Genomic DNA, 25,787 nt, shown 5'->3' with positions numbered 1-25,787 from the left:
GCAGGTTCAAATGAACCTGCTAAATATAAAACAATCGAGTTTGAATTACTTAAGAGTAACCTTTGCACCGATCTCCTCAAGCTGAGCCTTGATTGACTCTGCTGTAGCCTTGTCAGCTGCTTCCTTGATAACCTTTGGTGCGCCATCAACGAGTTCCTTAGCTTCCTTAAGTCCAAGACCAGTAGCCTCACGAACAACCTTGATAACCTTAACCTTCTCAGAACCTACTTCTGTAAGCTCTACGTCGAACTCGTCCTTCTCCTCAGCTGCTGCTGCATCGCCAGCTGCTGCTGCAACTACAACGCCTGCTGCTGCAGAAACGCCGAACTCTTCCTCACATGCCTTTACAAGGTCATTTAACTCTAATACGCTAAGCTCTTTGATAGCTGCGATAAACTCTTCTGTTGTCATCTTTGCCATGATTATTTTCCTCCATTAAATAATAATTAAAATCAATTAAATTACTCTGCTTCTGTTGCAGGTGCTTCCTCTGCTGGAGCCTCTGCCTCTGCAGCTGGTGCCTCTGTAGATGCACCACCCTGCTCTGCGATCTGGTTGAGAACGCGAGCGAAGTTTGTGATTGGTGACTGTAAGCTTCCAAGTAACTTTGAAAGAAGTTCCTCTCTGCTTGGTACAGCTGCAACTGCTGACATACCATTAGCATCATAGAATGTACCTTCTACGACACCAGCCTTGATCTCAAGGTTTGTAGCTGTCTTAGCAAATTTAGCAAGAATTCTTGCTGGAGCTGTAGCATCATTCTTTGAAACAGCGATTGCACTTGGTCCTTCAAGAACATCATCAAGTGATGCAAAATCTGTTCCCTCGAAAGCACGCTTCATAAGTGTGTTCTTGTATACCTTGTAAGTAACACCAGCCTCGCGAAGCTGCTTACGTAACTGTGTGTCTTCTGCAACTGTAAGTCCACGAGCGTCTACAACTACTACTGAAGCTGCATCCTTAATCTGCTCTGAGATCTCGTCAACTATTGGCTGCTTTAATTCAACTTTTGCCACGAATTTTTCCTCCTTATAATATTTGTTTGTTGCTTATATGAGGATAAAGTAAAACCCTCTATGTCAAAGACATAGAGGGTGATTAATCGATAAATACTTAATCGTCCTCGGCTGGTAGATAAAATCTTTACGGCTAACGCCACCTGCTGTCTTCGGCAACAACTTTATGCATTATATCATCATGTATATTGGGCTGTCAACAATTAGTTTGAAACCTTTGCTACGTTAAGCTTAACGCCAGGACCCATTGTAGGAGCAAGTGAAATGCTCTTAATGTACTGACCCTTTAAGCTTGCTGGCTTAGCCTTGTTGATAGCGTCCATAAGAGTCTGGAAGTTGTCCGCTAACTGCTCCTCTGTGAAAGAAGCCTTTCCGATAGGTACATGGATAATGTTTGTCTTATCAAGTCTATACTCAATCTTACCAGCTTTGATTTCTTCAACAGCCTTAGCAACATCCATTGTTACTGTACCAGCCTTAGGGTTTGGCATAAGTCCTCTAGGTCCAAGTACACGACCAAGACGACCAACAACACCCATCATGTCTGGAGTAGCAACTACTGAATCGAACTCTGCCCAACCTTCGTTCTGGATCTTAGGGATGAGTTCCTCGCCGCCTACGAAATCAGCGCCTGCAGCCTGTGCCTCATCAAGCTTAGCACCCTTAGCGAATACTAAAACTCGAACAGTCTTACCAGTACCGTGTGGAAGTACTACAGCACCACGAATCTGCTGCTCAGCGTGACGTCCGTCACAACCAGTTCTGATATGAGCTTCAATTGTCTCATCAAATTTTGCAGTAGCATTCTTCTTTACCTGTGCGATTGCTTCTGCTGGATCGTATGCAGCTGACTTATCGTATGAGCTAACAGCTGCAACGTATTTCTTTCCTCTTTTCATGTTTACCTCCTGTGGTTTATCGAGCTAATGCTCTCCCACTCAAATCTTTAATAGTAAGAACGTTGTTTTCGCTAAGCTGTGAATTATTCAACAACCTCAACGCCCATTGATCTACATGTTCCTTCGATCATGCTCATAGCAGCCTCAAGTGATGCTGCGTTAAGGTCAGGCATCTTTGTCTCTGCGATTTCCTGAACCTGAGCCTTTGTAATCTTTGCAACCTTTGTCTTGTTAGGTGTGCCTGAAGCCTTCTGAAGCTTGCAAGCCTTCTTAATAAGAACTGCTGCTGGTGGAGTCTTTGTGATGAAGCTGAAGCTTCTATCTGCATAAACAGTGATAATTGTAGGAACAATTGTATCTCCCATATCTGCTGTCTTTGCGTTAAACTGCTTTGTAAACTCCACGATGTTTACACCATGCTGACCAAGTGCTGGACCAACTGGTGGGGCTGGTGTAGCCTTGCCTGCTGGAATCTGCAACTTGATATAGCCTTCAATTTTCTTTGCCATGATATTCCTCCTAATCCATCTTGCGTACGTCTGTGAAATCAATTTCTACTGGTGTTTCACGTCCGAACATTTCAACGCTGATGGTTACTGTCTGCTTCTTAGCATTGATAGACTTAACAACGCCCACAGTATCTTTCCAGGTACCGTCTACGACACTAAGAGTATCTCCGACTTCGAAGTCAACCTCAACGTTGACTCTTTCAGTGCTTTCGCCTAGTAAGTATGCTTTAACTTCAGCCTCTGACAATGGCACTGGTTTACTTCCTGGTCCAACGAAGCCTGTAACACCTCTAGTATTTCTGACAACGTACCAGGTCTCATCATTCATAATCATCTCAATAAGAACGTAACCAGGGTACATCTTCTTTGAAACTTGCTTCTTGACGCCATCCCTAGTTTCGGTAACCTCAACCATAGGTACTCTTACATCAAGAATCTGCTCCTCGAGATGTTGTGTCTCGATAGCCTTTTCAATGTTTGTCTTGACTTTGTTCTCATAGCCTGAGTAAGTATGAACTACATACCACTTTGCCTCTGCCATATGCGATGCCTCCATTATAAATTAACTAGGATATTTACACCCTTGTTGATCACTGCATCTAAAACGATGATGATCACTGCTACAACTACTGACACAGCAACAACTGCTGTTGTCTGTTTTGACACGTCTTTTGGATCTGCCCAGACGATCTTTCCGAACTCTGTCTTAAGACCCGCAAAACGTCCTGACTTGGTTTTCTTTTCCTCTGCCATTTCGCACCTCCCGGATGACTATTTAGTCTCTTTGTGCATTGTGTGCTTCTTGCAGAATCTGCAATACTTCTTTGTTTCCATTCTGTCAGGGTGTGTCTTCTTGTCTTTTGTCATGTTGTAATTACGCTGCTGGCACTCTGTGCAAGCTAATGTTATCTTTGTGCGCACAACTTCCACCTCCGTTAAATTTCTACTTTGGTCTACTTACGCTCACTTGTCATAGCGAACAATTTGACAAGGCGAAAAAAGAGCATAAAAAAAAGACCTGCTTTTCTTAGTCGCTAGCTAAATTTAGCATACGACGCAAGAACTGTCAAGTCTTTTTCATTATTATGTTTAGCCCTTTACACCGCCAAGTGTTACGCCACCTACAATATATCTAGAAAGTATTAGATATACAATTATAACAGGGAAGATTGAGAATGCAATCATAATATAAACCTGTCCCATATCAAACTTTAACCAGTCTGCATTACGAAGCTGAGCAATTAATATAGGAAGTGTCTTCTTTGTATCATCATGAAGAACAAGTGCTGGAGTGAAGTAATTGTTCCAGCTACCTACAAAGCTGAAGATTGCCTGTACAGCTATCGCTGGCTTCATAAGGGGTACTACAATCTGGTTAAATGTTCTAAATTCGCCTGAACCATCAATTCTGGCAGCCTCGATTAATGAAAGAGGCAATGTCGAATCCATGTATTGCTTCATATAGAAGAATACAGCTGGAGATGCAATTGCAGGGATGATAAGTGGAATAGCACTATTATCTAAATGCATCTTATCAATGAGCTGTAAGAAACCAAGTACAGTTACCTGTGTTGGAATCATCATAATCATTAATATGAAAGTAAACATGAATTTCTTCAATTTAAAGTTATATGCATGGATAGCATAAGCTGTCATTGTTGAAAAGTATGTTGCAAGTGTTGCTGTAAGCACTGCGATTACAAGTGAGTTAATCATACCACTTACAATAGGTAATGTTCCATTTTTCAAATTTGTCCAGTTCTCTATAAGATGGACACTTGGAAATGGTGTAAAGCCTGCGCTCAATTCTGAATTACTTCTAGTAGAATTGATAAATAGTACATAGAACCAGAATAAGCACAAGAATGATATCAATATTAATACTATATAAGAAACTAGTCTTCTTGCATGGACTCCGCCGCCTTGGCTATTACTTGTGTTATTTGCCATTTTTATTCTCCTCATCTATTTTACTTAATCTCAACGATTTTATTTCTGTTCCTGAACATTAGTAAACTTATAAACTATCAAGCTTAAAATGGCTGTAATTATAAACATAAATACTGAAAGTGCACCTGCAAGTCCAAAGTTCTTACTATATAAATGCTTGTTCAAGTACATAATCAATGTCATAGATGAACGCATTGGATTACCTGTACCATTTGTCAAAATCTGAGGTACATCAAACATCTGCAAACCACCAATAAGAGATGTAATCATAACATATACAAGAATTGGTCGAAGCAAAGGTAATGTTATTTTATAGAAAATCTGATTAGCAGTTGCACCATCAACCTGAGCAGCCTCAAAAAGAGATGGATCAATTCCAAGCATACCTGCCATCAGAAGAATTGTCGTATTTCCAAACCACATAAGGCAGTTCATTGTAGCTACCAATCCACGAACACTTGCTGCATGATCCATAAATGAGAATGCTTCCTTGAATACACCCAACTGGATAAGCAATGAGTTTATTGGTCCGCTATCTGCAAACAATGTAAAGAACAGCATAGCAAAAGCTGATGCCATAATTAAGTTTGGTAAATAAATTACCGTTTTAAAGAATGTCTGACCTTTTAATCTAAGAGATGGATCTGTAAACCATGCTCCTAATAATAATGAAAGAATAATCTGTGGCACAAAGCCTAAAACCCACATAATCATTGTATTCTTGAAATACAATGGCAAATCACCGTTAGTTATGATTGTTGCATAGTTTGCAAGACCTACAAAATTAGGTCCAATTTGTGTAAGTCCTGAACGGTAATTTTCAAAGAATGAATTGTAAATAGTTGAAACTAGTGGGATCAACTGGAATATTAAAAATATTACTGTAAAAGGTATCAGAAAGATATAACCCCACTTATTATATCTAACAACTTTGCTCTTCTTGTTCATAAATGCTCCCTTTTAGTTCTTTTAAATAGGGCGCACAGGGCCAATCCCCATGCGCCCCAAATCATTTCACAGATTAGTTGCAGCTAGAATTAGTCTACTGAAACATCTGGATACTTCTCATGAACAGCTGTCTTGAACATATCAATAGCTTCGTCTTTTGTTGCATTTCCTGTGAAGTAGTTCTTCATTGCCTTCTGGAACTCTTCTGTACATCCCTGATCGTACTTAGAAAGGTTTGAAAGATCTACTGTCTCAGCGCCTGCTGCAAGCTGCTCGTATGGATTCTGTCCGCCGAGAAGGTCAAGGTTACCTTCGTCTGATGATGCAAGTTCTGCAAGAACTTCCTTGCTATTTACGCAGTCAGCGTATGTTGTAGCAATATCCTTAAGAACTCCCTTATCTGTTGTCATTGTTACAATGATATCTTTTACAAGGTTAGCGTTGTCTGTACCTGTTGCAGCGCATACCCATGTACCACCCCAGTAGTAAGACTGAGGACCTTCGCAGTATCCCCAACCGCCCTGGTTAGCGATTGTGCCATCCTGATCTGCATCAAGGCAGAAGTTGAAGAACCAAGCTGGTCCAAAGTAGCAGAATACCTTTCCTTCTGGTCTCTTACCCTTTGCCCAGTCATCACTCCAAAGATCATCTGTATCTTCAGCGCCTGCTTCAATAAGTGCCATAGAATCATCTACCCACTTATCAACGTTAGGATCGATAACAAGCTTGCCATCCTGTACCCACTGTCCAGATACGTTGTTAGCATATGTACGATATGTATCGTTTACAGAACACATTGTGTAACCTGCATCAGCTACCTTCTGAGCTGTCTCATTGTACTTATCCCAATCAGCTACTGCTGCCTGAACCTCTGCTGGATCATCTGTTCCAAGAACTTCCTTTGCTGCCTCTCTGTTGTAGATAAGACCTGCTGAGCATGCCTGCCATGAAGAGCCTTTAAGTCTACCATTGCTATCTGTTACGATGCTCTGTGTGTATGAATACTGATCTGCAACCATATCAGAAGTAATGCCGAGGTCAGATAATGGCATTGTTACATCTTCGTCAACATACTTAAGAGCGTAGTCAGCTTCAACTAAGAATAAATCTACCTTATCATCTGCAGCTGCGTCTGGCTGAGCGAGAAGAGCCTCATCAAGGTTGTTCTGATATGCATTGTCTGTAGATGGTGTAATGTTCCAAACTACTTCAACATCACCAATCTTTCCGTGAGTAGCATCTACTTCTTCGTATCCAGGATAGAAATCCTTTACACGTGTCTGCCACTCATCGTTCCAACAATAGATGTTAAGAACTTTACCTGTATCCTCAGGAAGTTCTACTGCTTCTGCCTCAGCATCAATCTCCTCTGTTGATGCTGGAGCTGCTGCTTCTTCTGTAGAAGCTGTTTCTGAGCTTCCACAGCCAGCAAACATTGTTGCTGTCATTGTTGCCATTGCGAGCAAACTAACTAATCTTTTTTTCATTGTGTGTTCCTCCCAAAATATTTTTCCTGGACTTTCGTCCTTTGATGCTGATAACACATCAACATCATATCTACATTAATTTGTTTGCATTTATATAAGTTGATTTCTCAACTAAATGCCTAATTCAGCTTCTTGAGGGTATCACCTTCAAGCAGTCTCCCTTTAACTACAACCCTTTGTACTAATGTAGTTTTTGGTCTTTCAATTAAATCGATAAGATTCTTTCCTGCTTGTCTTCCTAACTCTTCTGTATCCTGTCTGTAAGTAGTAAGTCTTGGTCTAATATGTCTCGCTACTTTGATTCCATCGAATCCAACTACTGATACATCATCAGGAACCTTTAACCCTTTTTCTGATATTGCCCTCATACCGCCATAAGACGCGTAATCATCAGGATAGAAAATGCAGGTTGGTCTGTTTTCTAATTCCAACAGCTTTAATGTGCATTCATAAGCACCATGTGTATCTCTATATGGAGATTCCATTAAGTACTCATCCGGAGTTTCTATTCCATATTCTTCCATCTTTTTATGGAAGGTAACTAATCTTGTGCGTGTTACCGAAGAATCAGCACCGTGTATGTAAGCGATTTTTCTATGGCCAGAAGCTACTGCAAAATCTACAAGCTCTGTCATGCCTCCAACATTATCCGAAAGGATTGTTGTCGTATCATTATAGACATGATCAATTGTCACAACAGGTATGTCGCTCTTTACCAGCTCAACCACCTCGGGATCTCCGAAGTGAACATTTGCAATTATGACCCCATCGAATCTTCTGTATCTTGCATGTGTGAGATAAGAATCTCTTCCAGGTCTTGATCTGTCATTTGAAATGAAGGTTATATCATATCCTTCTTTTTCAACTTCTCTTTTAAAACCTTCAAGAACACTTGCGAAAAAGTCATGCTGTAAACCGCTGTTGGCATCGTCCATGAAAAGAACTCCTATATTATGTGTACGATTTGTTTTCATGGATTTTGCTGCTGCATTAGGAACATATCCTAATTCATTAGCAACTTTTCTGATTCTTTCCTTTGTTTTTGCGCCGATGTCACTGTGATCATTCAGTGCTTTACTAACTGTAGCAACTGATACACCGCATCGACCGGCAATATCTTTTAATGAAACCATCACTCTCTCCCTAGTGTGTTAAACATTCGCTTAATCGTTTTCGTAATTTCAATATAGCCCCTTTTTACGAAATGTACAATAGTTTTTCGAAAATTTGTCTTTTCGTTACAGTTTCGTAACCCGTTTTAGTGAAATATCGCCAAACATTTAACAACCTAATTGCTTTTTAGGATAATTATGGTATTCTAATGCCGAGAAATTATATCTTTTAACTTAAACGTTTACGCTTCGTTTTCTTTAAATGAACCGCTTTTCTCTCAAATTATTCACTTAATCGTTTTCTGTATGAATAATTGGTTCTTAGTTTTAGGGAGGAATATATGAAGTTCGGACATTTCGACGATCAAAACAAAGAATATGTAATCACAACTCCAAAAACCCCATTACCATGGATTAACTACTTGGGTTGTACCGATTTCTTTTCTTTAATATCAAACACATGCGGTGGCTATACTTTCTATAAAGATGCAAAGCTTTTACGTATGACTCGTTATCGCTATAACGACACAACACCAGATACAAATGGTAAGTATTTCTATATTAAGGATGGAGATACAATTTGGAATCCTGGCTGGCAGCCAACCAAGACTGAATTAGATTCCTATGAATGTCGTCATGGTATTGGTTACAGTAAGTTTACTGGTGCTAAAAATGATGTGAAGGCTGAGCTTATTACTTTTGTTCCAATTGGTGATCCTGTTGAACTTACAAAAGTAACAATCACAAACAACAGCTCAGCTCACAAAGATATACAGCTTTTCTCGTATGTAGAATGGTGTCTATGGAATGCCGATGATGATATGAAGAATTATCAGCGTAACCTTTCAATCGGCGAAGTTGAAGTTATTGATTCAACTATCTATCATAAAACAGAATATCGCGAGCGTCGTAATCACTACGCTGTATATTCAGTTAATACTAAGATTGATGGTTTCGAAACAAGCCGAGATGAATTCAGAGGTGCCTATAATGGTCCAGATAAACCTGCAGCTGTAATTGAAGGAAAGCTTCACAATACTATCGCTTCAGGATGGTATCCAATTGCTTCACATCAGATTAATCTTTCACTTGACGCTGGAGAGTGCAAAACTTTTGTATTTGCTTTAGGCTATGTGGAAAACCCTGAAGATGAAAAGTGGGAAAAACCAGGAATCATTAATAAAAAGAGAGCTAATGCTCTTCTTGCTAAATATCAAACTACAGAAGATTTTGACAACGCACTTGCAAAGCTTAATACATACTGGGATGGACTTCTCAGCAAGTTCCATGTTGAATCAAATGATGAGCATGTAAACCGTATGGTTAATATTTGGAATCAATATCAGTGTATGGTTACATTCAACATGTCTCGTTCAGCTTCTTACTATGAGACCGGTATTGGGCGAGGAATGGGATTCAGAGATTCTTGCCAGGATTTACTTGGATTTGTTCATCTTATTCCAGACAGAGCTCGTGAGAGAATCATTGATATTGCTTCAACTCAGTTCCAGGATGGTTCAGCATATCACCAGTATCAGCCTCTTACAAAGAAGGGTAATTCTGATATCGGTTCAGGATTTAACGATGATCCACTTTGGTTAATCGCTGGTACATCTGCTTACATCCGCGAAACCGGAGACACATCAATTCTTAAGGAAATGGTTCCTTACGATAATGATATGTCAGTCGCTACAACACTTATGGAGCACTTAAAGCGCTCATTTGATTATATTGTAAATCACAAGGGTCCACATGACCTTCCACTTATTGGTCGTGCTGACTGGAACGACTGCCTCAACCTTAACTGTTTCTCAGAGCATCCAGGCGAAAGCTTCCAGTGCTTCGGACCTAGTGAAGGACCTGTTGCAGAATCAGTATTTATTGCTGGTATGTTTGTAAAATATGGTCGTGAATATGCAGCTCTTGCAAAGCTTATGGGAGACACTGCTGAAGAAGCTCGTGTTCTTACAGAAGTTGATAAGATGACTGCTGCTATTGAAAAAGATGGCTGGGATGGTGATTGGTTCGTAAGAGCTTATGACGCTTACAGCCACAAAGTTGGTTCAAAGGAATGTGATGAGGGACAGATCTACATCGAGCCACAAGGTATGTGTGTAATGGCCGGTGTAGGCGTTGATGATGGTAAGGCAAAGAAAGCCCTTGATTCTGTAAAAGAAAAGCTTGATACAAAGTACGGCGTAATGATTTTACAGCCTGCTTATACGAGATATCATCTTGAACTTGGTGAGATTACATCATATCCACCAGGATACAAAGAGAATGCTGGTATCTTCTGTCACAACAATCCATGGATTTCAATTGCTGAGACATGCATCGGCCGTGGTGACAGAGCATTTGAAGTTTACCAAAAAACCTGTCCTTCATACATCGAGGACATTTCAGAAATTCATAGAACTGAGCCATACGTTTACTCACAGATGGTTGCTGGCGCAGATGCCAGATTCCATGGTGAGGCTAAGAACAGCTGGCTTACAGGTACTGCTGCTTGGACATTTACAAATATTTCCCAGTATATCTTAGGAATCTACCCAACCTTAGAGGGATTATCTGTAAATCCATGTACACCTGCTGCATTTGGTGATTTCAATATCACACGTGAATACAGAGGTGTAATATACAACATCGAAATTAAGAATCCTAACAAGGTTCAAAAGGGTGTTGCTAGCCTTACTGTTGATGGCAAGGAGATCGAAGGAAACGTTATCCCATTCGATTCTTCTAAAAAAACAGTTAGCGTGGTTGCTACAATGAAGTAAAAGAGTAATAGCTTTACTTTCTTCATTTAACCAATTCTCCTTCTTCAATAAGAGCTCATACGCCCCAGTATGAGCTCTTTATTTTTGACTTTTTCTTTATATACAGATAAATTATAGCTATGAATAGAACATTAACTTATGAAATCAATTCTGAATATGCAGGATATTCTATAGATAAATATCTAAAAGCTCATGGTTACTCCAGCGCTAACATCACCGCAATTAAAAAAATGCCAAACAATGTGGTTATCGATGGTGAGTGGGTACATATGAATCGCAAACTCCAGGCCGGCGAGATTTTAACTGTAAATATCTCCGAAGATGATTCATCCGAAAAGATTCCACCAGTAAAAATGGATTTGGATATCGTTTATGAGGATGAGGATATAATCGTCATTAATAAGCCTGCTGGACTCCCTATACACCCTAGCTTAAATCACTACGAAGATTCCTTAGCAAACGGTCTAGCATATTATTATGAGGCTCAGAATAAGCCTTTTATATTTAGATGTGCTAATCGACTAGATAAGAATACTTCTGGGCTTACTGTCATTGCTAAGCACTTAGTTTCCGGAAATATTTTATCTACGATGGTAAAAAACCGTGAGTTTCATAGAGAATACTATGCCATCGTCCGTGGTCATCTTGATGAGCCTGAAGGCACAATAGATGCTCCTATAGGACGTGTAGACGATTCTATTATCACAAGACAGGTAGATTTTGAAAATGGCGAGCGCGCCATCACCCACTATAAAGTGATTGATGAGAAAAAAGGGCACAGCCTAATCTCAATTCATCTTGAGACAGGCCGTACCCATCAGATTCGTGTTCATTTTCAATATATTGGCCATCCATTAATCGGAGACCATTTATACAATCCTGATTTTGAATATATGACAAGGCAGGCTTTACATTCACACAAAATCAGTTTTATTCACCCTATAACAAAAAAGGCAATGGAGTTTGTCGCTCCATTGCCTGATGATATGAATTTCATTACATCTGATTTTTGAGATCCTCGTATTCACGATTAATCTCTGCCACAGTAGCTGTGTCGCCAGATTCTCCATCAGGATGGTAAATCTTAATAAGGTCCTTATAACGCTTTTTAAGGGCCTTTGGTGTGGTGACACCAGAAAAGAACATCTCCCCATGGACGATGTTATCCTCAGCTACATAAGGCTCCACAGAGTGAGCCTGTACTTGATCAAAGAATTTCTTCTTTCTCTCAAATTGTAATTTATCATCAGCAAGCTTTTGAGTTTCCTGGATTAGTAATTCCCATTTCAACTCAAACTGTTTTTCCTGCTGTTCGAGAGTATGAATCCTTGCTTCAAACTCTCTTCTTTCTTTTAGCAAATCATTCCATGCTTTTTCTAACTCTTTATGTCGGTCCTCAAGTGCTTGCATGTCGATCTTGCCTTGACATGTGAGATCCTTTGCCATAATAACTCTCCCGTATAGTATTACATCCTAAGTATTGTGGAACATTCCCCAAACTTGTAATGATTATACTATATGTTGTACATGCTTGTAAAATAAAATATCCATTCTATCTTTTGTACACTATGCCGGTATATGGTTGAAGGCTGACGTGAAGGTTTCCTCCTTCAACAATTATATCGGTAGGCATTATTGAATAGCCAACCTCATTGGTCATAATTACTCTTTCCAAGTTGCAATTTAATGGAACGCCAGCTATCCAAACTGGAATATCCACTTCTATGCCATTGCCATTGCTGTTGATAACTACGATAACTTGCTCATTGGCTGTGAATCTGGCATAGCTAATAAATCCCTGACCACAATTTAAAAATCTAAACGATCCCTGCTTAATGGCTGGACTTAGTTTATGAACCATAATCATATCTCTAGTGAAATCGATAAGATCATAGTTACAATGGCCCCATGGATATGTTCTGCGGCTATCTGGATCTGTGAAGCCACATACGCCAGCTTCATCACCATAATACAATGTCGGAGCACCAGGCCATGTCATTTGTATCATTTCAGCCAGCTTCATAACAGGAATACTTACACCATCCTCAGCAGCCTTAGCCCCTTTGGTGGCAAGTCTTCCTACAGTGTGATTTGTTCTTGTCAAAAATCTTGAATGGTCATGGTTAGAAAGCTGATTCATTGCGCAATACAATGATGGAGTCTTCAGCCTTGCCATAAAATGGAGCATTGTATTTTTGAATCTTTCACCGTCACCAATAGCGCTAGGTTGGAATTCATCAGAATGCTTCTCCATTCCCGTTAAAAAGAATGTAAGCGGCTCCATAAAGGCATCATAGTTCATTACTGTATCCCACTGGTCACCAGCCAGCCAGGCAGTCGGATTACCATAATGCTCTGCAAGGATGATTGCATTTGGATTTGCTGATTTTACTGCATCTCTAAAATCATGCCAAAACTTATGATTAAACTCTTCTGAGTGACCTAAGTCGGCAGCTACATCAAGTCTCCATCCATCGCAATTATATGGCTCACTAACCCATTTTTTACCTATATTGAGGATATACTGGCACAATTCAGGCGATTCCTCATAATTTAGCTTTGGCAACGTATCATGACTCCACCAGCCGTCATATGATTTGTTGTCTGGCCATGTATCCTCATAAAAGTAGAAGAAATTGTGATATGGGCTGTCCTTGCTTTCATAAGCTCCTGGAGCGTACCCCTCTTCCTTTGAATAAATCTTTTCTCTGTTGAGCCATTTGTTGAAGGAACCACAGTGATTAAATACACCATCAATAATTACGCGTATTCCCTTCTCATGAGCTTCTCTAACAAAGTCTGCAAAGAATTGATTACTTGCTTCAAGATTTTCCTTATTGGTCACTCTAAGCTTGTATTTAGTGGCATGAGAATTGTCATAATCCCCATCCTTTAGACACTCTCCTCCATCTTTTTTAATTACAGTGAGGTGAGGATCTATGTAGTCATAATCTGAGGTATCGTATTTATGGTTAGAAGGGGAAACAAACAGCGGATTGAAATATATTACTTCAACCCCCAAGCTTTTGAGATAATGGAGTTTCTGTCTGACTCCCTCTAGGTCTCCGCCATAGAATCTTCCTATATCAAGATTTGCAGGTATAGAATCCCAGTTCTCAACACGCTCAACTGGTGCTCCTACATAATGATATTCATTTGTTTCTACATCTGTGCTTGGGTCGCCCTTATAGAATCTATCCACAAGGATTTGGTACATAACCGCACCTTTCGACCAGGAAGGTGTGGAAAAACCTGGCATAATAGAAAACTCGTAATGTTCTCTATGATCACGCCAAAGACCTACTCTATCGTAATAATATAGGCCATAGTCTCCCACTATTTCAAAGTGATATCTAAACTCTTTATCTTCAAGCTTAACATCGCATGTATAGTAATCAAACTCTCCACGAGTTCTCTCTAGATGCATTCTAATGTTCTTATCACCAGATACTAAAAAAGCCTCCAGGTCTTCCTGATGGTATACACGCAATCTGATAGTTACTAAGTCAAAAGGCTCCGGTTCCATAGGAGTTCTATATTCAGCTGTACCGTCCGAGTAAATAGCTTGGATGTTCATTCCAACTCCCCTTAGATATTTTTAGATAGTAAAAAAGACAGCAACGATCGCTGTCTTTTTAGGAGAAGGTATTTTTACTATGGGGTTAGTAAAAATTATATAATGTATTGGGGGGTTTTTACGATGATTATTATATGACCTCACAATACTTAAGTGTGCACAAATATAACAAATACCAACTATGACTTTTGTGCATATTGCACTATTCTCCCCAGTTTATACCCTCTACAGCGGTCTCATTCGTACCTGAAGATTCAAATAGGGCCTCAAACTCGCTTCGTCCTATCTTTTCTTTTTCTAATAATAGATTAGCACATTTGTGTAGTATCTGTTCGTTTTCTCGCAAAATTTTCACAGCTTTTTCATAACATTCATCAATGATTCGTTTAACTTCATCATCGATGGCTTTAGCTGTAGCCTCTGAAAAGCCTTTTGTATGAGCCAAATCACGGCCGATGAATACTTCTTCATCGTCATCACCGTAGTGAATCATACCTATATTTTTTGAGAATCCATACTTTGTTACCATGTTTCTAGCCATCTTTGTAGCCTGCTTGATGTCATTAGAGGCACCAGTGGTAACATCGTCAAATATAAGTTCTTCGGCAACACGTCCACCCAAAGAAACGATAATATCCTGAGTCATCTTGCCTTTTGTATTAAAGATCTCGTCATTTTCATTGATAGGCATTGTGTAGCCTGCTGCACTTGCACCTGTAGGAATGATAGATACTGAATATACCGGTCCTACATCTGGAAGCACATGGAAAAGAATTGCATGTCCAGCTTCGTGGTATGCTGTAATCTTCTTTTCTTTCTCTGAAACAACCTTACTCTTCTTTTCTTTACCAATTCCAACCTTTACGAAAGATCTCTTGATATCTTCCTGAAGGATATATTGTCTTTTTTCACCAGCTGCTAGAATAGCTGCTTCATTAAGAAGGTTCTCTAAATCTGCGCCAGTAAAACCAACTGTTGCCTGAGCAACCTGTTTCAAATCAACATCCTCCGCTAGAGCCTTGTTGCTAGCGTGTACCTTGAGGATTTCCTCGCGGCCCTTTACATCAGGGCTGCCAACATAAACCTTTCTATCGAAACGTCCTGGACGCATGATAGCCTGGTCTAAAATATCTACACGGTTTGTAGCTGCCATAACAATGATGCCTTCGTTAACACCGAAACCATCCATCTCTACAAGAAGCTGGTTAAGTGTCTGCTCTCGTTCATCATGGCCGCCACCCATACCTGTACCACGGCGTCTTGCTACCGCATCAATCTCATCGATAAACACGATACATGGTGCATTCTGCTTTGCTTCCTGGAACAAATCACGGACACGGGAAGCACCAACACCAACAAACATCTCAACAAAATCTGAACCAGAGATTGAGAAGAATGGAACTCCTGCTTCTCCAGCTATAGCCTTTGCAAGAAGTGTCTTACCTGTTCCTGGAGGGCCTACTAAGATAACTCCCTTAGGGATTCTAGCACCGATTTTTGTGTACTTAGCAGGATCCTTCAAGAAATCGACAAGTTCTTCAACTTCTTCTTTTTCTTCCTTTAATCCGGCTACATTATCAAAAGTAGTGTGAATGTCTTCTTTGTTGGTAAGCTTAGCTCTGCTTTTCCCGAAGTTCATCATTCTGGCATTGGCACCGCCACCACCAGCGCCCTGCGCATTCATCATAATCATAAAGAGAATAAATACTGCGCCTAAGACAATAAGCATTGGTAACAATTCAGAAATCCAACTGTCATGTGGAATATCTGAAACAGTATAAGCAACCTTTGCTTCTTTTAATTCATCCTGAATTTCGTTAACATCCGAAACATAAAGAGTAGCCTCTGTGCCATCAGTAAGAGTAATTTCTGCTGCGCCAGTTGGCACCTCTTCATTCTGAGTAATATTGACTGATTTTACCTCATCTCTTGCCAAGGCCTTGTCAAATTCTCTTCGGGTGTATGTGGTAGTTGATTTACCCATGCTTGTGTAAAGAATAGCTAACACAACAAAAACAAACAAAGCATAGATAATCATTCCTGAAGCTCTGTTTTTCTTCAAATCCGCCTCCTAATCTAGCTCTACAACGCCAATGTATGGAAGATTACGATACTTCTGGTCGTAATCAAGGCCGTAACCAACTACGAACTGATCTGGAATAGTAAATCCAGTGTAATCAACGTGTACATCTACCTCACGACGATCTGGCTTATCAAGCATTGTGACCATACGAACTGACTTAGCGCCACGATCTTTGAAAAGCTGACCAAGGTAGTTTAATGTATTTCCACTATCAATGATATCTTCAACGATGATAACGTTCTGGCCTGTTGGATCTAAATCCAAGTCCTTTTTAATCTTAACTACACCAGAAGAAACTGTGCCGCTACCGTAGCTTGATGTAGCCATAAAATCGATAATTACTGGAACTGTGATTCTTTTTGCCAACTCACAAGCAAAGAATGAAGCGCCCTTTAAGATGCAAACAAGAAATACTGATTCTCCTTCATAATCCTTGCTGATTTGTGCTCCTAATTCTGCAATACGTGCTGCCAATTCTTCTTCAGGCAAAAGAACTCTGATGTTCTCACTCATTTTACTATTCCTCCGTATAACTAATCTCTAATACTCGAGTGGTATTTTTTGAAATTTTGTAATACTCGCTGACTCGGTGACCAACCACCCACATTACATGATTTCCATCACATACGAGTGGCACCTCATCTCTTAAATGTCGTGGAATTTTTTCATCTACAAAATAATCCTGTATAGATTTGCGATTTCCATCTGAATCGATGCATAGATAGTCACCCTCTGCACGGGTTCTTATTACAATATTAGCCCCTATTCTATCACAATCAAACCATTTCGTATAGGTTTCGGTAGGGTATTTCATGCTCTCTTCGTAATCAAATTCACGATAATTAAAAGTAGGATTAATCTGCTTTTGATTATCCTCATTTTCTGTATCAATTACATATATTTCTTCATAGGATATGATAAGGGTCTTTTTGTATGGAAGCTGAATTTGACGTTCTCCATCTTCGTTTAATAGGTCCAGGATAGAATCCACGTGAACAGCAGCCACATCCTTCTGATATGGCATAAACTTGCTTAAATAATCCTTTATCGCCTGGCTAGCGATTACACGTGGTGCAGTTGCGATAGTTCTTTTTCTAAGCTTATCTCCATCAAGCTTGGCCATCTGAAGCAAACCATTGGACTCCAGAGAGATATACTCTGCAATTTCAGATAGTCGTGTTGTCATATCCGAAATATGCTCTAGGGCTCTATCATTTATCTTAGTTAATTCCGGCATGATGTTGTGTCTGATTCGATTGCGGTCGTAATCAGTTTCGGCATTTGTTCCATCAATGCAATATGCCACTTCATTTTCGTTGAGAAATTCCAATATGTCTTTCTTAGGAACTGCAAGCAAGGGGCGAATGATTTTATCACGCTTTGGAGAGATTCCGCAGACCCCATCCAATCCTGTGCCTCTTGCCATGTGAAAGAGCACAGTTTCAGCATTGTCATCAGCATTATGTGCCACCGCTATCTTTGCTGGTATCCCCTGCTCCTCAAAAGCTGCTGCAGCCCTCTCAAAAGCGTCATATCGGGCAATTCTTGCCTCTTCTTCGATAGAACGACCTGATTCCTTTGCAAGCGCAGGAATGTCGATTCTAAGAGCATTTAAAGGAACATTGAATTCCTTGCACAACGTCTCCACATATTCCTGATCCTCGTCTGCATCCTTGCCTCTAATCATATGATTTATATGAACCGCTGATATAGTCAGATTGTATTCTTCTTTAAGTGCCAACAGTACAAAAAAAAGGCACACAGAGTCAGGTCCACCTGATAGACCTAGGACGACTCCATCGCCTTTGTTTAGCATATTGTATTTTTCAATATATTCTTTAATCTTCTTTTTCTTTAAAAATAATCCAATTGTCATGTGTCAATCCAAGTTTCTGTGATGCTTCACTTTCTATATATTCGTCAGTACCAACGTATTCCTCGTATTCCTTTAACTGCTCACTTTTTTCGTTTGCTTCATCCACTTGGCTTTGAAGCGATTCCTCCTGCTTCTTTAAGTCCTGATTCTTATCGTATAAACGAACCATCTGGACAGTCATAACGCAAATCATGAACAGCATGATAACTGCAACATATATTCTACCTGTTGAGGTTTTCTTTCGTCTTTTAACTCTTCTAGCTCTTGCCATCAAATACCTCGATAACTGATATTAAATATACTTAAATAGGTCTGCTGCCGCATCCTTTTTTGTGGTGTCCTGGATATCCAAAACCTCTACTTTTACATTTTTGTTTCCAAATGCTATTTCTATTATATCACCAATTTTAACATCAGTGGATGCTTTCGCAATTTTTCCATTGATTTGAACTCTACCACTGTCGCATGCTTCATTAGCAACAGTACGACGCTTTATAAGTCTACTAACTTTTAAGTATTTATCAAGTCTCATTCCATCACCTCATTAAAAAATAGGGTCCGGCAAAACCGAACCCTAACCATCATCTAAATAAAATATACATTCAATTAGTTGATAGAATCCTTAAGAGCCTTACCAGCCTTAAACTTAGGAGCCTTAGATGCAGGAATCTTCATCTCTGCGCCTGTCTGTGGGTTTCTACCTGTACGAGCTGCTCTCTTAGATACTTCGAATGTACCAAAGCCTACAAGCTGAATCTTCTCCCCCTTCTTAAGCTCTTCAGCAACAACCTCTGTAAAAGCCTTTACAGAAGCCTCAGCGTCCTTCTTAGAAATGTTAGCCTTGCTAGCGATAGCTGCTACTAATTCTGTCTTGTTCATTACTATTCCTCCTCGAGAATTTGTATTGTATTATAGCGGGCTTTAGCGCCCTTAACTACAATATCCTTTATAATTCTTTTGCTTTACGGTGTCAACAATAAAACCCCAAAAAATCCCCATTTTATAAGGTTTTTATGGATTATTACAAATTTTTTGCACATTTTTTAAACATTATTACTATTTACAAATCCTTGCATTTTAGAAAAGTTCACTTTTTTTTCACATATTCCTAATTTCCAAGCTTACTTATAAGATCCGAAATAGTTGATAAATAGTCCACTTCATAGTCAAAATCGTCTGATTTTTCTTCGGTTTCAGTCTCATTTTCTGTAGACGATTCTTCACTATTTTCCTCTTCTGTTGACTCGTCTTCCTGGACAACTTGTGAGTCAGTGGTGTCTGATTCTGATTCCGCCTCTGACTCAGATTCTGTTTCCATTTCAAGAGTAATTGTAGCTGTTTCAGAATTAACTACTAAAGTCTTGTTCCAAGCGGTATAACCATCACACTGAACTACCAGTTTATGATTGCCATACTGAACGTACTGTGGCTCTGCCGGATCAATCATTTGGCCATCTATGTAAACATAGGTATCCGCAACTGTAACAATAAAGGTAATCAAGCAGAAGGATGGCCCTTCGCCTTTCAAATCATCCAAATTAACCTGCGTTGTTTCGTTTCTACTGACTGTGTATTCGGCGCTGCCTCCCCAGCCGTTGTTTGCTACGGTAATTTTGTATGTTCCCTCAGGAACCTCGATAACCTGTTCTCCATTTACCATAGAAACAATCTTGTTACCAATAAAGATAAGACTATCATCAAATAACTCTGTGTTTGTAAGATAGATGTAGCCATGTCCTGTGGTAACAGCAATAGAGATAACCTGCTTATCCTGGCCAATGACCGTAATTACATCATCCTCGCTGATGCTTGATAGCAAAATCTTTTCAGAATCTGAATAAACCTTTGTCTTGTCCGTAATCTTGTAATTGGTTCCATCAATAGTGATAAGATTTTTACCGGCATCAAGAGTGTATTTGGATATATCTTCATAAGCCCAAACATCATCTGATTTCTGAACCGATGATAGTGCCCCAGAAGCTGGAAGCAAATCTCCAATTGTAACAACTGTACCTGCAGTAAAGCTTGCCCACAAAGCATTACCCCCAAATTTATCAAGGAATTTTGTGGTCATATTATAGTTGTAGCGCAGTTGCTTGTCCTCTTCCAAAGAATAGAGTGCGATGGTTTCTTCCATCATATCTAGACTTTCTACGATATACAGCCCCTGTGGCTCTTCCTCCACAAGTGCCGTATCCTCCTCCACAGTCTCCTCCTGCTTTTTCAGGGCAGAGCCTGTGTGTTGAGTAACCGTAGCAGTATTAGGGTGACTTCCGCACCCCTCAAGCAAAGCTGCGCTCATGCATAAAATCAATGTTAAGTTAATTAGTTTTTTTGCAAAAATCCCATTCATACGATTATTGTAGCATATCTTTTACACGATTTAACAGATATTCTCTATCGTTCAAATCCGGTTGGTCTACTACTTCGTCAAAAACCGTTTTAAGTATCTGACCGATTTTTTGTCCCTGAGGCACTCCCATTCCTATTAAATCCTTACCATTAATCTTTAAATCTTTAATAGATAAGCAGTCCTCCTGCTCAAGGATTTTATGGTACATTTCCTCAAGTGAATCAATATATGCAAACTTTTCTTCGCGATTTTGCAGGCTTTGGCCCCATGTATCAGCTCGTTTAACCGCAAGAAGATTTTCAAAATTATCTTTTCCTACTCTGATAATCAGACGGCGAACATTTCTCGGATTAATTTCTGGTCTATCATCATGATTTTTAACCAGATTGCAAACTGCATCTGTTGTATCATTATCAAATTTCAGTCTGCGCAAAATAGCCTTTGCCATTTCGGCACCCTTCATAGGATGCATTTTGAAATGGTCTACACCCTCATCATCTGTTGTCTTACATACAGGCTTTGCCACATCATGAAGAAGCATTGTAAGCCTAAGTACCTTATCAGCAGGACAGTTTTGCATAGTAACAATGGCATGCTCACCTACCGTGTACATATGATGCATATTGTTCTGCTTGCATTCCATCATCGCGTTGAACTCAGGGAAGAAAACATCTGTAAGACCTGTCTCGTAAACATTTCTCATCCTCTCCGGATGTTCAGATGTGATTAGCTTTACAAGCTCTACCTGGATTCTTTCTGCACTGATTCTATCTAGGGTAGGAGCTAGTGTCTTGATTGCATCATATGTGGCTGGCTCGATTTCAAAGCCAAGCTGCGCTGAGAATCTGAGAGCGCGAAGCATGCGAAGAGCATCCTCCGTAAAGCGCTCAGTAGGATTTCCTACGGCCTTGATAATGCCATTCTGCAAATCCTGCTCGCCACCAAACAAATCCACCAAGCCTCTGGTGTCGTTGTATGCCATGGCGTTGATAGTAAAATCGCGGCGCTTTAAATCCTCCTCAAGGGAAGCTGTGAATGTAACTTCCTTTGGATGACGGCCGTCCTCATACTTGCCATCTACTCTGTATGTGGTGACCTCGTAGCCCTCACCATGAAGCAACACCGTCACAGTACCATGCTCAATGCCTGTGTCAAATGTACGCTCAAAAAGAGCCTTCACCTGCTCTGGCAAGGCCGATGTGGTGATATCCCAATCGTGAGGAATTTTCCCTAGAATGCAGTCACGGACACAGCCGCCTACTGCATAGGCTTCGTGTCCGTTAGATTCTAAAATATTTATTATTTTTGAAACGTCTGCTGGTAAATTCATATTAATAAGCTTTACCCCAATATACTAATTTCTTAGCTGGCTTGCCGCAGCATGCGCATACATCAGAAATGTGCTCCTGATCATTAAATGGCATACAACGTGAAGTTACAGCTAAATCTTCTTTTATCTTATTCTCGCACTCAACATCGCCGCACCACATTGCACGAATGAAGCCAGGCTTGTTGTTAGCAATTTCTGTGAACTCTGCATAGTTGTGAGCATCCCAGATATGGCTATCGCGGTGAGCCTTTGCGCGCTCAAACATATCCTTCTGGATAGTCTCAAGAAGCTCTGCTACCTTTGCCTCTACCTGATCAAGTGGGCACTCAATCTTTTCACGTGTATCACGGCGAACAAGTACACACTTGCCTGCCTCGATATCCTTTGGTCCAAGCTCTACACGAACAGGGATACCTCGCATCTCTGCCTCAGAGAACTTCCAACCTGGTGACTTATCTGAATCATCAAGCTTAGCACGCATTGTCTTACCAAGACGCTCGCAAACCTCGCCTGCCTTTTCAAGTACGCCTTCCTTCTTCTGCTGAATAGGAATAACAACTACCTGTGTAGGTGCGATACGTGGTGGAAGTACAAGACCTGAATCATCACCATGTACCATAATGATAGCACCAATAAGACGAGTAGTCATGCCCCATGATGTCTGGTAAACATACTGGAGCTGATTATTTTTATCTGTGTACTGAATACCAAAAGGCTTAGAGAAGTTCTGGCCAAAGTTGTGTGATGTACCAGACTGTAAAGCCTTACCATCGTGCATAAGAGCCTCGATTGTGTATGTAGCCTCAGCACCTGCAAATTTCTCTTTATCTGTCTTCTGTCCGCGAACTACTGGCATAGCAAGTACTTCCTCGCAGAAATCAGCATAGAGGTTGAGCATCTGAACTGTACGCTCCTCAGCCTCCTCAGCTGTTGCATGAGCTGTATGGCCTTCCTGCCATAAGAACTCACGTGAACGAAGGAATGGACGTGTCTCCTTTTCCCAACGAACTACAGAGCACCACTGGTTATAAACCTTTGGTAAATCTCTGTGAGAGTGAATAATATCTTTATAGAAATCACAGAAAAGAGTTTCTGAAGTCGGACGAACGCAAAGACGCTCCTGAAGCGGGTTAAGACCACCGTGTGTAACCCAAGCTACCTCTGGTGCAAATCCCTCAACATGATCCTTCTCTACCTGTAGAAGACTCTCTGGAATAAACATTGGCATATATACATTCTGTACGCCAGTTGCCTTGAATCTTCTGTCTAACTCGTGCTGGATATTTTCCCAAATAGCATACCCATCGGGCTTGATAATCATGCATCCCTTTACAGATGAGTATGCAATCAAATCTGCCTTAACAACAACATCGGTATACCATTGTGCGAAATCCTCTGACATAGAGGTAATCGCTTCTACCAGCTTTTTTTCCTGTGCCATTTCAATCTCCTTTGTAATAATTATTCGCATTTTACTATGAAAATGCCGTATTTGCCCGTTTATTTTATAACATACCGCCACTAAAAACAAGCCCACCTCACGTAAGGTGAGGCGGGCTATCTATTATATCTATACCAAATAAAGTTCTTCGAAGCGCTTGACTGGAAGGGGCTTGTCGAAGAAGTAGCCCTGCAGGTAGTCGGCTCCGGTGCCACGAAGGTATTCCATTTGTTCCTGAGTTTCTACGCCTTCGATGATTACAAGCATTCCCAGGGCTTTTGCAAGGGTGATGATTGTGTTGACAATCTTGCGGCCCCTTGTAACATTTTTGTCCATTGATAGGAATGCCATGTCCATTTTGAGGATGTCGGCTGGTACTTCTTTTAGCATGTTTAATGAAGAGTAACCACTGCCGAAGTCATCGATTTCTACAAGGAAGCCGTATTCCTTGAGGGAGTTGATGATTTCAAGCTGACGCTCTTTCTCCGTCATGAATATGGTTTCTGTGATTTCTAGCTTTAACCGGGATGGGTGAATGTGATACTTTTCAACTAGTCCTACCAAAGTTTCGTATAAGTCGATATAGTAGAAATCCTTTACGGAAATATTTACCGAAATTGAAAGGTCATCGAATCCCATAGATGTCCAGTAAGCAAGTCTTTTGGCGGCCTGTTCCCAGATGTACATATCAAGCTTGTAGATGTAGCCAGTCTTTTCCAAAAGTGGAATAAATGAAGCTGGTGCAATGATTCCGCGGTCCGGATGAATCCAGCGAACCAAGGCTTCCGAAAGCTTTACCTTCTGGTCCATATTTACAATTGGCTGAAGGAACATCGCAAACTGGCCAGTCTGTAATGCTTCCTCAAACTCTCCAAGAATCTTTTGCTCGCTAAGGTACTCGCGGCGAAGCATGTCTCCGTAGTAGGCAATGGAGTTCTTGAAGCTTGAGCTAATTGAATCAATCGCAAGGAACGCTCCATCTACCATGGAAATAACTGGTGCCTGCTTGTCAAAGATTTCGTATACACCAACAAGGATTACCATTCTGTACTGGGCATTGTTGAGGTAGTTGCTTACCATGTTCATGCCAGTCATAAAAAGCTCTTCGGTGTAGCGGCTCTTTGGCATAAGAACTGCAAATCTGTCCGCTTCAAGACGGGCAAATGTTGCACCCTTTTGAATCTTTTCTCTGATTGTGTCAGCGCATCTGATAAGCAAACGATCTGCTTCCTCAACACCAAACATGTCGTTGATAAGCTTGAAGCCTTTAATGTTGCAGCATACCATTACATATTCTACATTTGGATATTCATCAAGGATATTACGAACCTCCTCAAAGAATGCTTCTCTGTTTAGGGCTCCTGTAAGACTATCGTGGGTACTACGATATTTTTCCTCTTCGTATGCAATGAAATCTCCAGTTACATCATAGAAGGATAAATAGCATCCGCAGTAGTAGCCTTTTTTGTCGTATATTTTGTTGAAATGAATATCGAATCGATATTCATCTCCATTGATATTGAAGATATCATTCCAACTTGAATTGGAAATAGAGTTTGTTTCTCTTCCATCTCGCCATTTTCGAAATCTATCTTCAAATACTCTTTTCTCTCCACTAGGACAAAACAGTCTGTTTGCAAACTGATTTGAGTAGATACAACAATCATTTTCATCAAAAGAAATAAGTGCACATTCCATTCGCTCGGTGATGGTTGTAAGCATGTACTCAACAAATGTTTTTGGATTGTACAAAAGTGAGTAGTAGCCAACATAAACTGCCGCAACTGAATAGAAGCATATCGATACATCAACTGGGAAATCAAAGAACAAATACAGTACATTCAAAAATATAATTCCCACAAACATAATGAGAATTGCCAAATATCTATTTCTATGAAAACCACTCGTTATGATTGTCTTCTTTAAAAGAACTACAACAATAATTGCTACCAATATGTAGCAGAACACCAAATGCACTAAATAATAGTCATTAATTTCAAAGGCGTAGAACCATTCCTCTGGATTCAATCTACGCTCTACTAGTGAAAATGCATGGTGCCACTTTTGATTTGCAAACAAACTAATGCTGTCAAGCACAGCAATTGCAGCTATTATAAGTGGTGCCGAATACGTATCTAACCAAATTCTTGTATATTGTCTTGCATAGAAAACAAATGTAATCAAAAGCCAATCTATTCCAGCAAAATATAGTGCATAACCAAACTCAACCTGACCGAAATCGTGAGTGGAAATTGCTCGCACGTAAGCCAAACTTGTTATTATTCCAACTATAAAAAGCTGAATAATAGATATGCTCAGTTTACTATGTTTAATTGTGTGTCGTGTTCCTATGTATACCGCACATGCAAGCATTACAAATGCTGTCAGCATGATTAGTAAACTGTATATCTTAATCAAATGATACCCCC

25 protein-coding genes and 1 other annotated feature are annotated in these 25,787 nt (G+C 40.2%); of the genes, 2 read left to right on the top strand and 23 right to left on the bottom strand.

Annotated elements, in window-relative coordinates:
* Nucleotides 1-45: 45 nt before the first annotated feature.
* The 11 genes from rplL to BO15_RS0104745 form a co-directional block, all read right to left on the bottom strand.
* A complete protein-coding gene (gene rplL, locus BO15_RS0104795; protein WP_028234586.1) occupies nt 46-420 on the bottom strand; it encodes a 50S ribosomal protein L7/L12 in 375 nt (124 codons plus the stop codon).
* 41 nt (nt 421-461) lie between these two features.
* Nucleotides 462-1,016, bottom strand: coding sequence for a 50S ribosomal protein L10 (gene rplJ, locus BO15_RS0104790; RefSeq protein WP_033152870.1), 555 nt, complete (start codon nt 1,014-1,016; stop codon nt 462-464).
* 39 nt (nt 1,017-1,055) lie between these two features.
* Nucleotides 1,056-1,190 (bottom strand) — a sequence feature (ribosomal protein L10 leader region).
* A 29-nt stretch (nt 1,191-1,219) separates the two neighbouring features.
* Nucleotides 1,220-1,915, bottom strand: coding sequence for a 50S ribosomal protein L1 (gene rplA, locus BO15_RS0104785; protein WP_033152868.1), 696 nt, complete (start codon nt 1,913-1,915; stop codon nt 1,220-1,222).
* Nucleotides 1,916-1,998: 83 nt separating this feature from the next.
* On the bottom strand, nt 1,999-2,424 hold the full coding sequence (gene rplK, locus BO15_RS0104780) for a 50S ribosomal protein L11 (RefSeq protein ID WP_028234589.1): 426 nt from the start codon (nt 2,422-2,424) through the stop codon (nt 1,999-2,001).
* Nucleotides 2,425-2,434: 10 nt separating this feature from the next.
* Complete coding sequence (gene nusG / locus BO15_RS0104775; protein ID WP_033152865.1) at nt 2,435-2,965, bottom strand: transcription termination/antitermination protein NusG; 531 nt, start codon at nt 2,963-2,965, stop codon at nt 2,435-2,437.
* Between the two features lie 14 nt (nt 2,966-2,979).
* A complete protein-coding gene (gene secE / locus BO15_RS0104770) occupies nt 2,980-3,177 on the bottom strand; it encodes a preprotein translocase subunit SecE (RefSeq protein ID WP_033152863.1) in 198 nt (65 codons plus the stop codon).
* A gap of 18 nt (nt 3,178-3,195) precedes the next feature.
* On the bottom strand, nt 3,196-3,345 hold the full coding sequence (gene rpmG, locus BO15_RS0104765) for a 50S ribosomal protein L33 (protein WP_028234592.1): 150 nt from the start codon (nt 3,343-3,345) through the stop codon (nt 3,196-3,198).
* A 168-nt stretch (nt 3,346-3,513) separates the two neighbouring features.
* On the bottom strand, nt 3,514-4,374 hold the full coding sequence (locus BO15_RS0104760) for a carbohydrate ABC transporter permease (RefSeq protein ID WP_033152860.1): 861 nt from the start codon (nt 4,372-4,374) through the stop codon (nt 3,514-3,516).
* A 39-nt stretch (nt 4,375-4,413) separates the two neighbouring features.
* The gene (locus tag BO15_RS0104755) at nt 4,414-5,322 is read right to left on the bottom strand and encodes a carbohydrate ABC transporter permease (RefSeq protein WP_033152859.1); all 909 of its coding nucleotides are present in this window, start codon (nt 5,320-5,322) and stop codon (nt 4,414-4,416) included.
* A gap of 89 nt (nt 5,323-5,411) precedes the next feature.
* The gene (locus tag BO15_RS0104750) at nt 5,412-6,809 is read right to left on the bottom strand and encodes an ABC transporter substrate-binding protein (RefSeq protein ID WP_033152858.1); all 1,398 of its coding nucleotides are present in this window, start codon (nt 6,807-6,809) and stop codon (nt 5,412-5,414) included.
* 119 nt (nt 6,810-6,928) lie between these two features.
* Nucleotides 6,929-7,942 (bottom strand): LacI family DNA-binding transcriptional regulator, encoded by a 1,014-nt coding sequence (locus BO15_RS0104745; RefSeq protein ID WP_033152856.1) that lies wholly within the window; start codon nt 7,940-7,942, stop codon nt 6,929-6,931.
* A gap of 320 nt (nt 7,943-8,262) precedes the next feature.
* On the opposite strand from BO15_RS0104745, the gene BO15_RS0104740 reads away from it, so the two are divergent.
* Complete coding sequence (locus BO15_RS0104740; RefSeq protein ID WP_033152854.1) at nt 8,263-10,698, top strand: GH36-type glycosyl hydrolase domain-containing protein; 2,436 nt, start codon at nt 8,263-8,265, stop codon at nt 10,696-10,698.
* 119 nt (nt 10,699-10,817) lie between these two features.
* Nucleotides 10,818-11,711 (top strand): RluA family pseudouridine synthase, encoded by an 894-nt coding sequence (locus tag BO15_RS0104735; protein ID WP_033152852.1) that lies wholly within the window; start codon nt 10,818-10,820, stop codon nt 11,709-11,711.
* Here BO15_RS0104735 and BO15_RS0104730 read toward each other — a convergent pair.
* The 12 genes from BO15_RS0104730 to BO15_RS0104675 all read right to left on the bottom strand — a co-directional run bounded on the left by BO15_RS0104730 (nt 11,695) and on the right by BO15_RS0104675 (nt 25,776).
* Complete coding sequence (locus tag BO15_RS0104730; protein WP_044936401.1) at nt 11,695-12,144, bottom strand: hypothetical protein; 450 nt, start codon at nt 12,142-12,144, stop codon at nt 11,695-11,697. The two genes, BO15_RS0104735 and BO15_RS0104730, sit on opposite strands and share 17 nt — an antisense overlap.
* Before the next feature lie 106 nt (nt 12,145-12,250).
* Complete coding sequence (locus BO15_RS0104725; protein WP_033152850.1) at nt 12,251-14,275, bottom strand: glycoside hydrolase family 13 protein; 2,025 nt, start codon at nt 14,273-14,275, stop codon at nt 12,251-12,253.
* A gap of 202 nt (nt 14,276-14,477) precedes the next feature.
* Nucleotides 14,478-16,313, bottom strand: coding sequence for an ATP-dependent zinc metalloprotease FtsH (ftsH, locus tag BO15_RS0104720; protein WP_052169935.1), 1,836 nt, complete (start codon nt 16,311-16,313; stop codon nt 14,478-14,480).
* 33 nt (nt 16,314-16,346) lie between these two features.
* Nucleotides 16,347-16,871, bottom strand: a complete 525-nt coding sequence (gene hpt, locus BO15_RS0104715) for a hypoxanthine phosphoribosyltransferase (protein ID WP_033152848.1) — start codon at nt 16,869-16,871, stop codon at nt 16,347-16,349.
* Between the two features lie 4 nt (nt 16,872-16,875).
* On the bottom strand, nt 16,876-18,234 hold the full coding sequence (gene tilS, locus BO15_RS0104710) for a tRNA lysidine(34) synthetase TilS (RefSeq protein WP_033152847.1): 1,359 nt from the start codon (nt 18,232-18,234) through the stop codon (nt 16,876-16,878).
* On the bottom strand, nt 18,197-18,505 hold the full coding sequence (locus BO15_RS0104705; RefSeq protein ID WP_033152846.1) for a septum formation initiator family protein: 309 nt from the start codon (nt 18,503-18,505) through the stop codon (nt 18,197-18,199). The genes tilS and BO15_RS0104705 overlap by 38 nt, the downstream gene beginning before the upstream one ends.
* 21 nt (nt 18,506-18,526) lie before the next feature.
* Nucleotides 18,527-18,766 (bottom strand): RNA-binding S4 domain-containing protein, encoded by a 240-nt coding sequence (locus BO15_RS0104700; protein ID WP_033152845.1) that lies wholly within the window; start codon nt 18,764-18,766, stop codon nt 18,527-18,529.
* Between the two features lie 74 nt (nt 18,767-18,840).
* Nucleotides 18,841-19,113, bottom strand: a complete 273-nt coding sequence (locus BO15_RS0104695) for an HU family DNA-binding protein (RefSeq protein ID WP_015548570.1) — start codon at nt 19,111-19,113, stop codon at nt 18,841-18,843.
* A gap of 229 nt (nt 19,114-19,342) precedes the next feature.
* On the bottom strand, nt 19,343-20,587 hold the full coding sequence (locus tag BO15_RS0104690; RefSeq protein WP_167541208.1) for a hypothetical protein: 1,245 nt from the start codon (nt 20,585-20,587) through the stop codon (nt 19,343-19,345).
* Between the two features lie 4 nt (nt 20,588-20,591).
* On the bottom strand, nt 20,592-21,923 hold the full coding sequence (locus BO15_RS0104685; RefSeq protein ID WP_033152836.1) for a CCA tRNA nucleotidyltransferase: 1,332 nt from the start codon (nt 21,921-21,923) through the stop codon (nt 20,592-20,594).
* The gene (gene proS / locus BO15_RS0104680) at nt 21,919-23,358 is read right to left on the bottom strand and encodes a proline--tRNA ligase (protein ID WP_033152834.1); all 1,440 of its coding nucleotides are present in this window, start codon (nt 23,356-23,358) and stop codon (nt 21,919-21,921) included. Before proS ends, BO15_RS0104685 begins: the two co-directional genes overlap by 5 nt.
* Before the next feature lie 129 nt (nt 23,359-23,487).
* A complete protein-coding gene (locus BO15_RS0104675; protein ID WP_157752318.1) occupies nt 23,488-25,776 on the bottom strand; it encodes an EAL domain-containing protein in 2,289 nt (762 codons plus the stop codon).
* Nucleotides 25,777-25,787 lie beyond the last annotated feature (11 nt).

Source organism: Pseudobutyrivibrio ruminis HUN009, assembly GCF_000703005.1.
In the GTDB taxonomy this organism is placed as follows: Bacteria; Bacillota; Clostridia; order Lachnospirales; family Lachnospiraceae; genus Pseudobutyrivibrio; species Pseudobutyrivibrio ruminis_A.
Note: the sequence above shows the minus strand (reverse complement) of the source record. Positions and strands in the feature narration are given on the sequence as shown.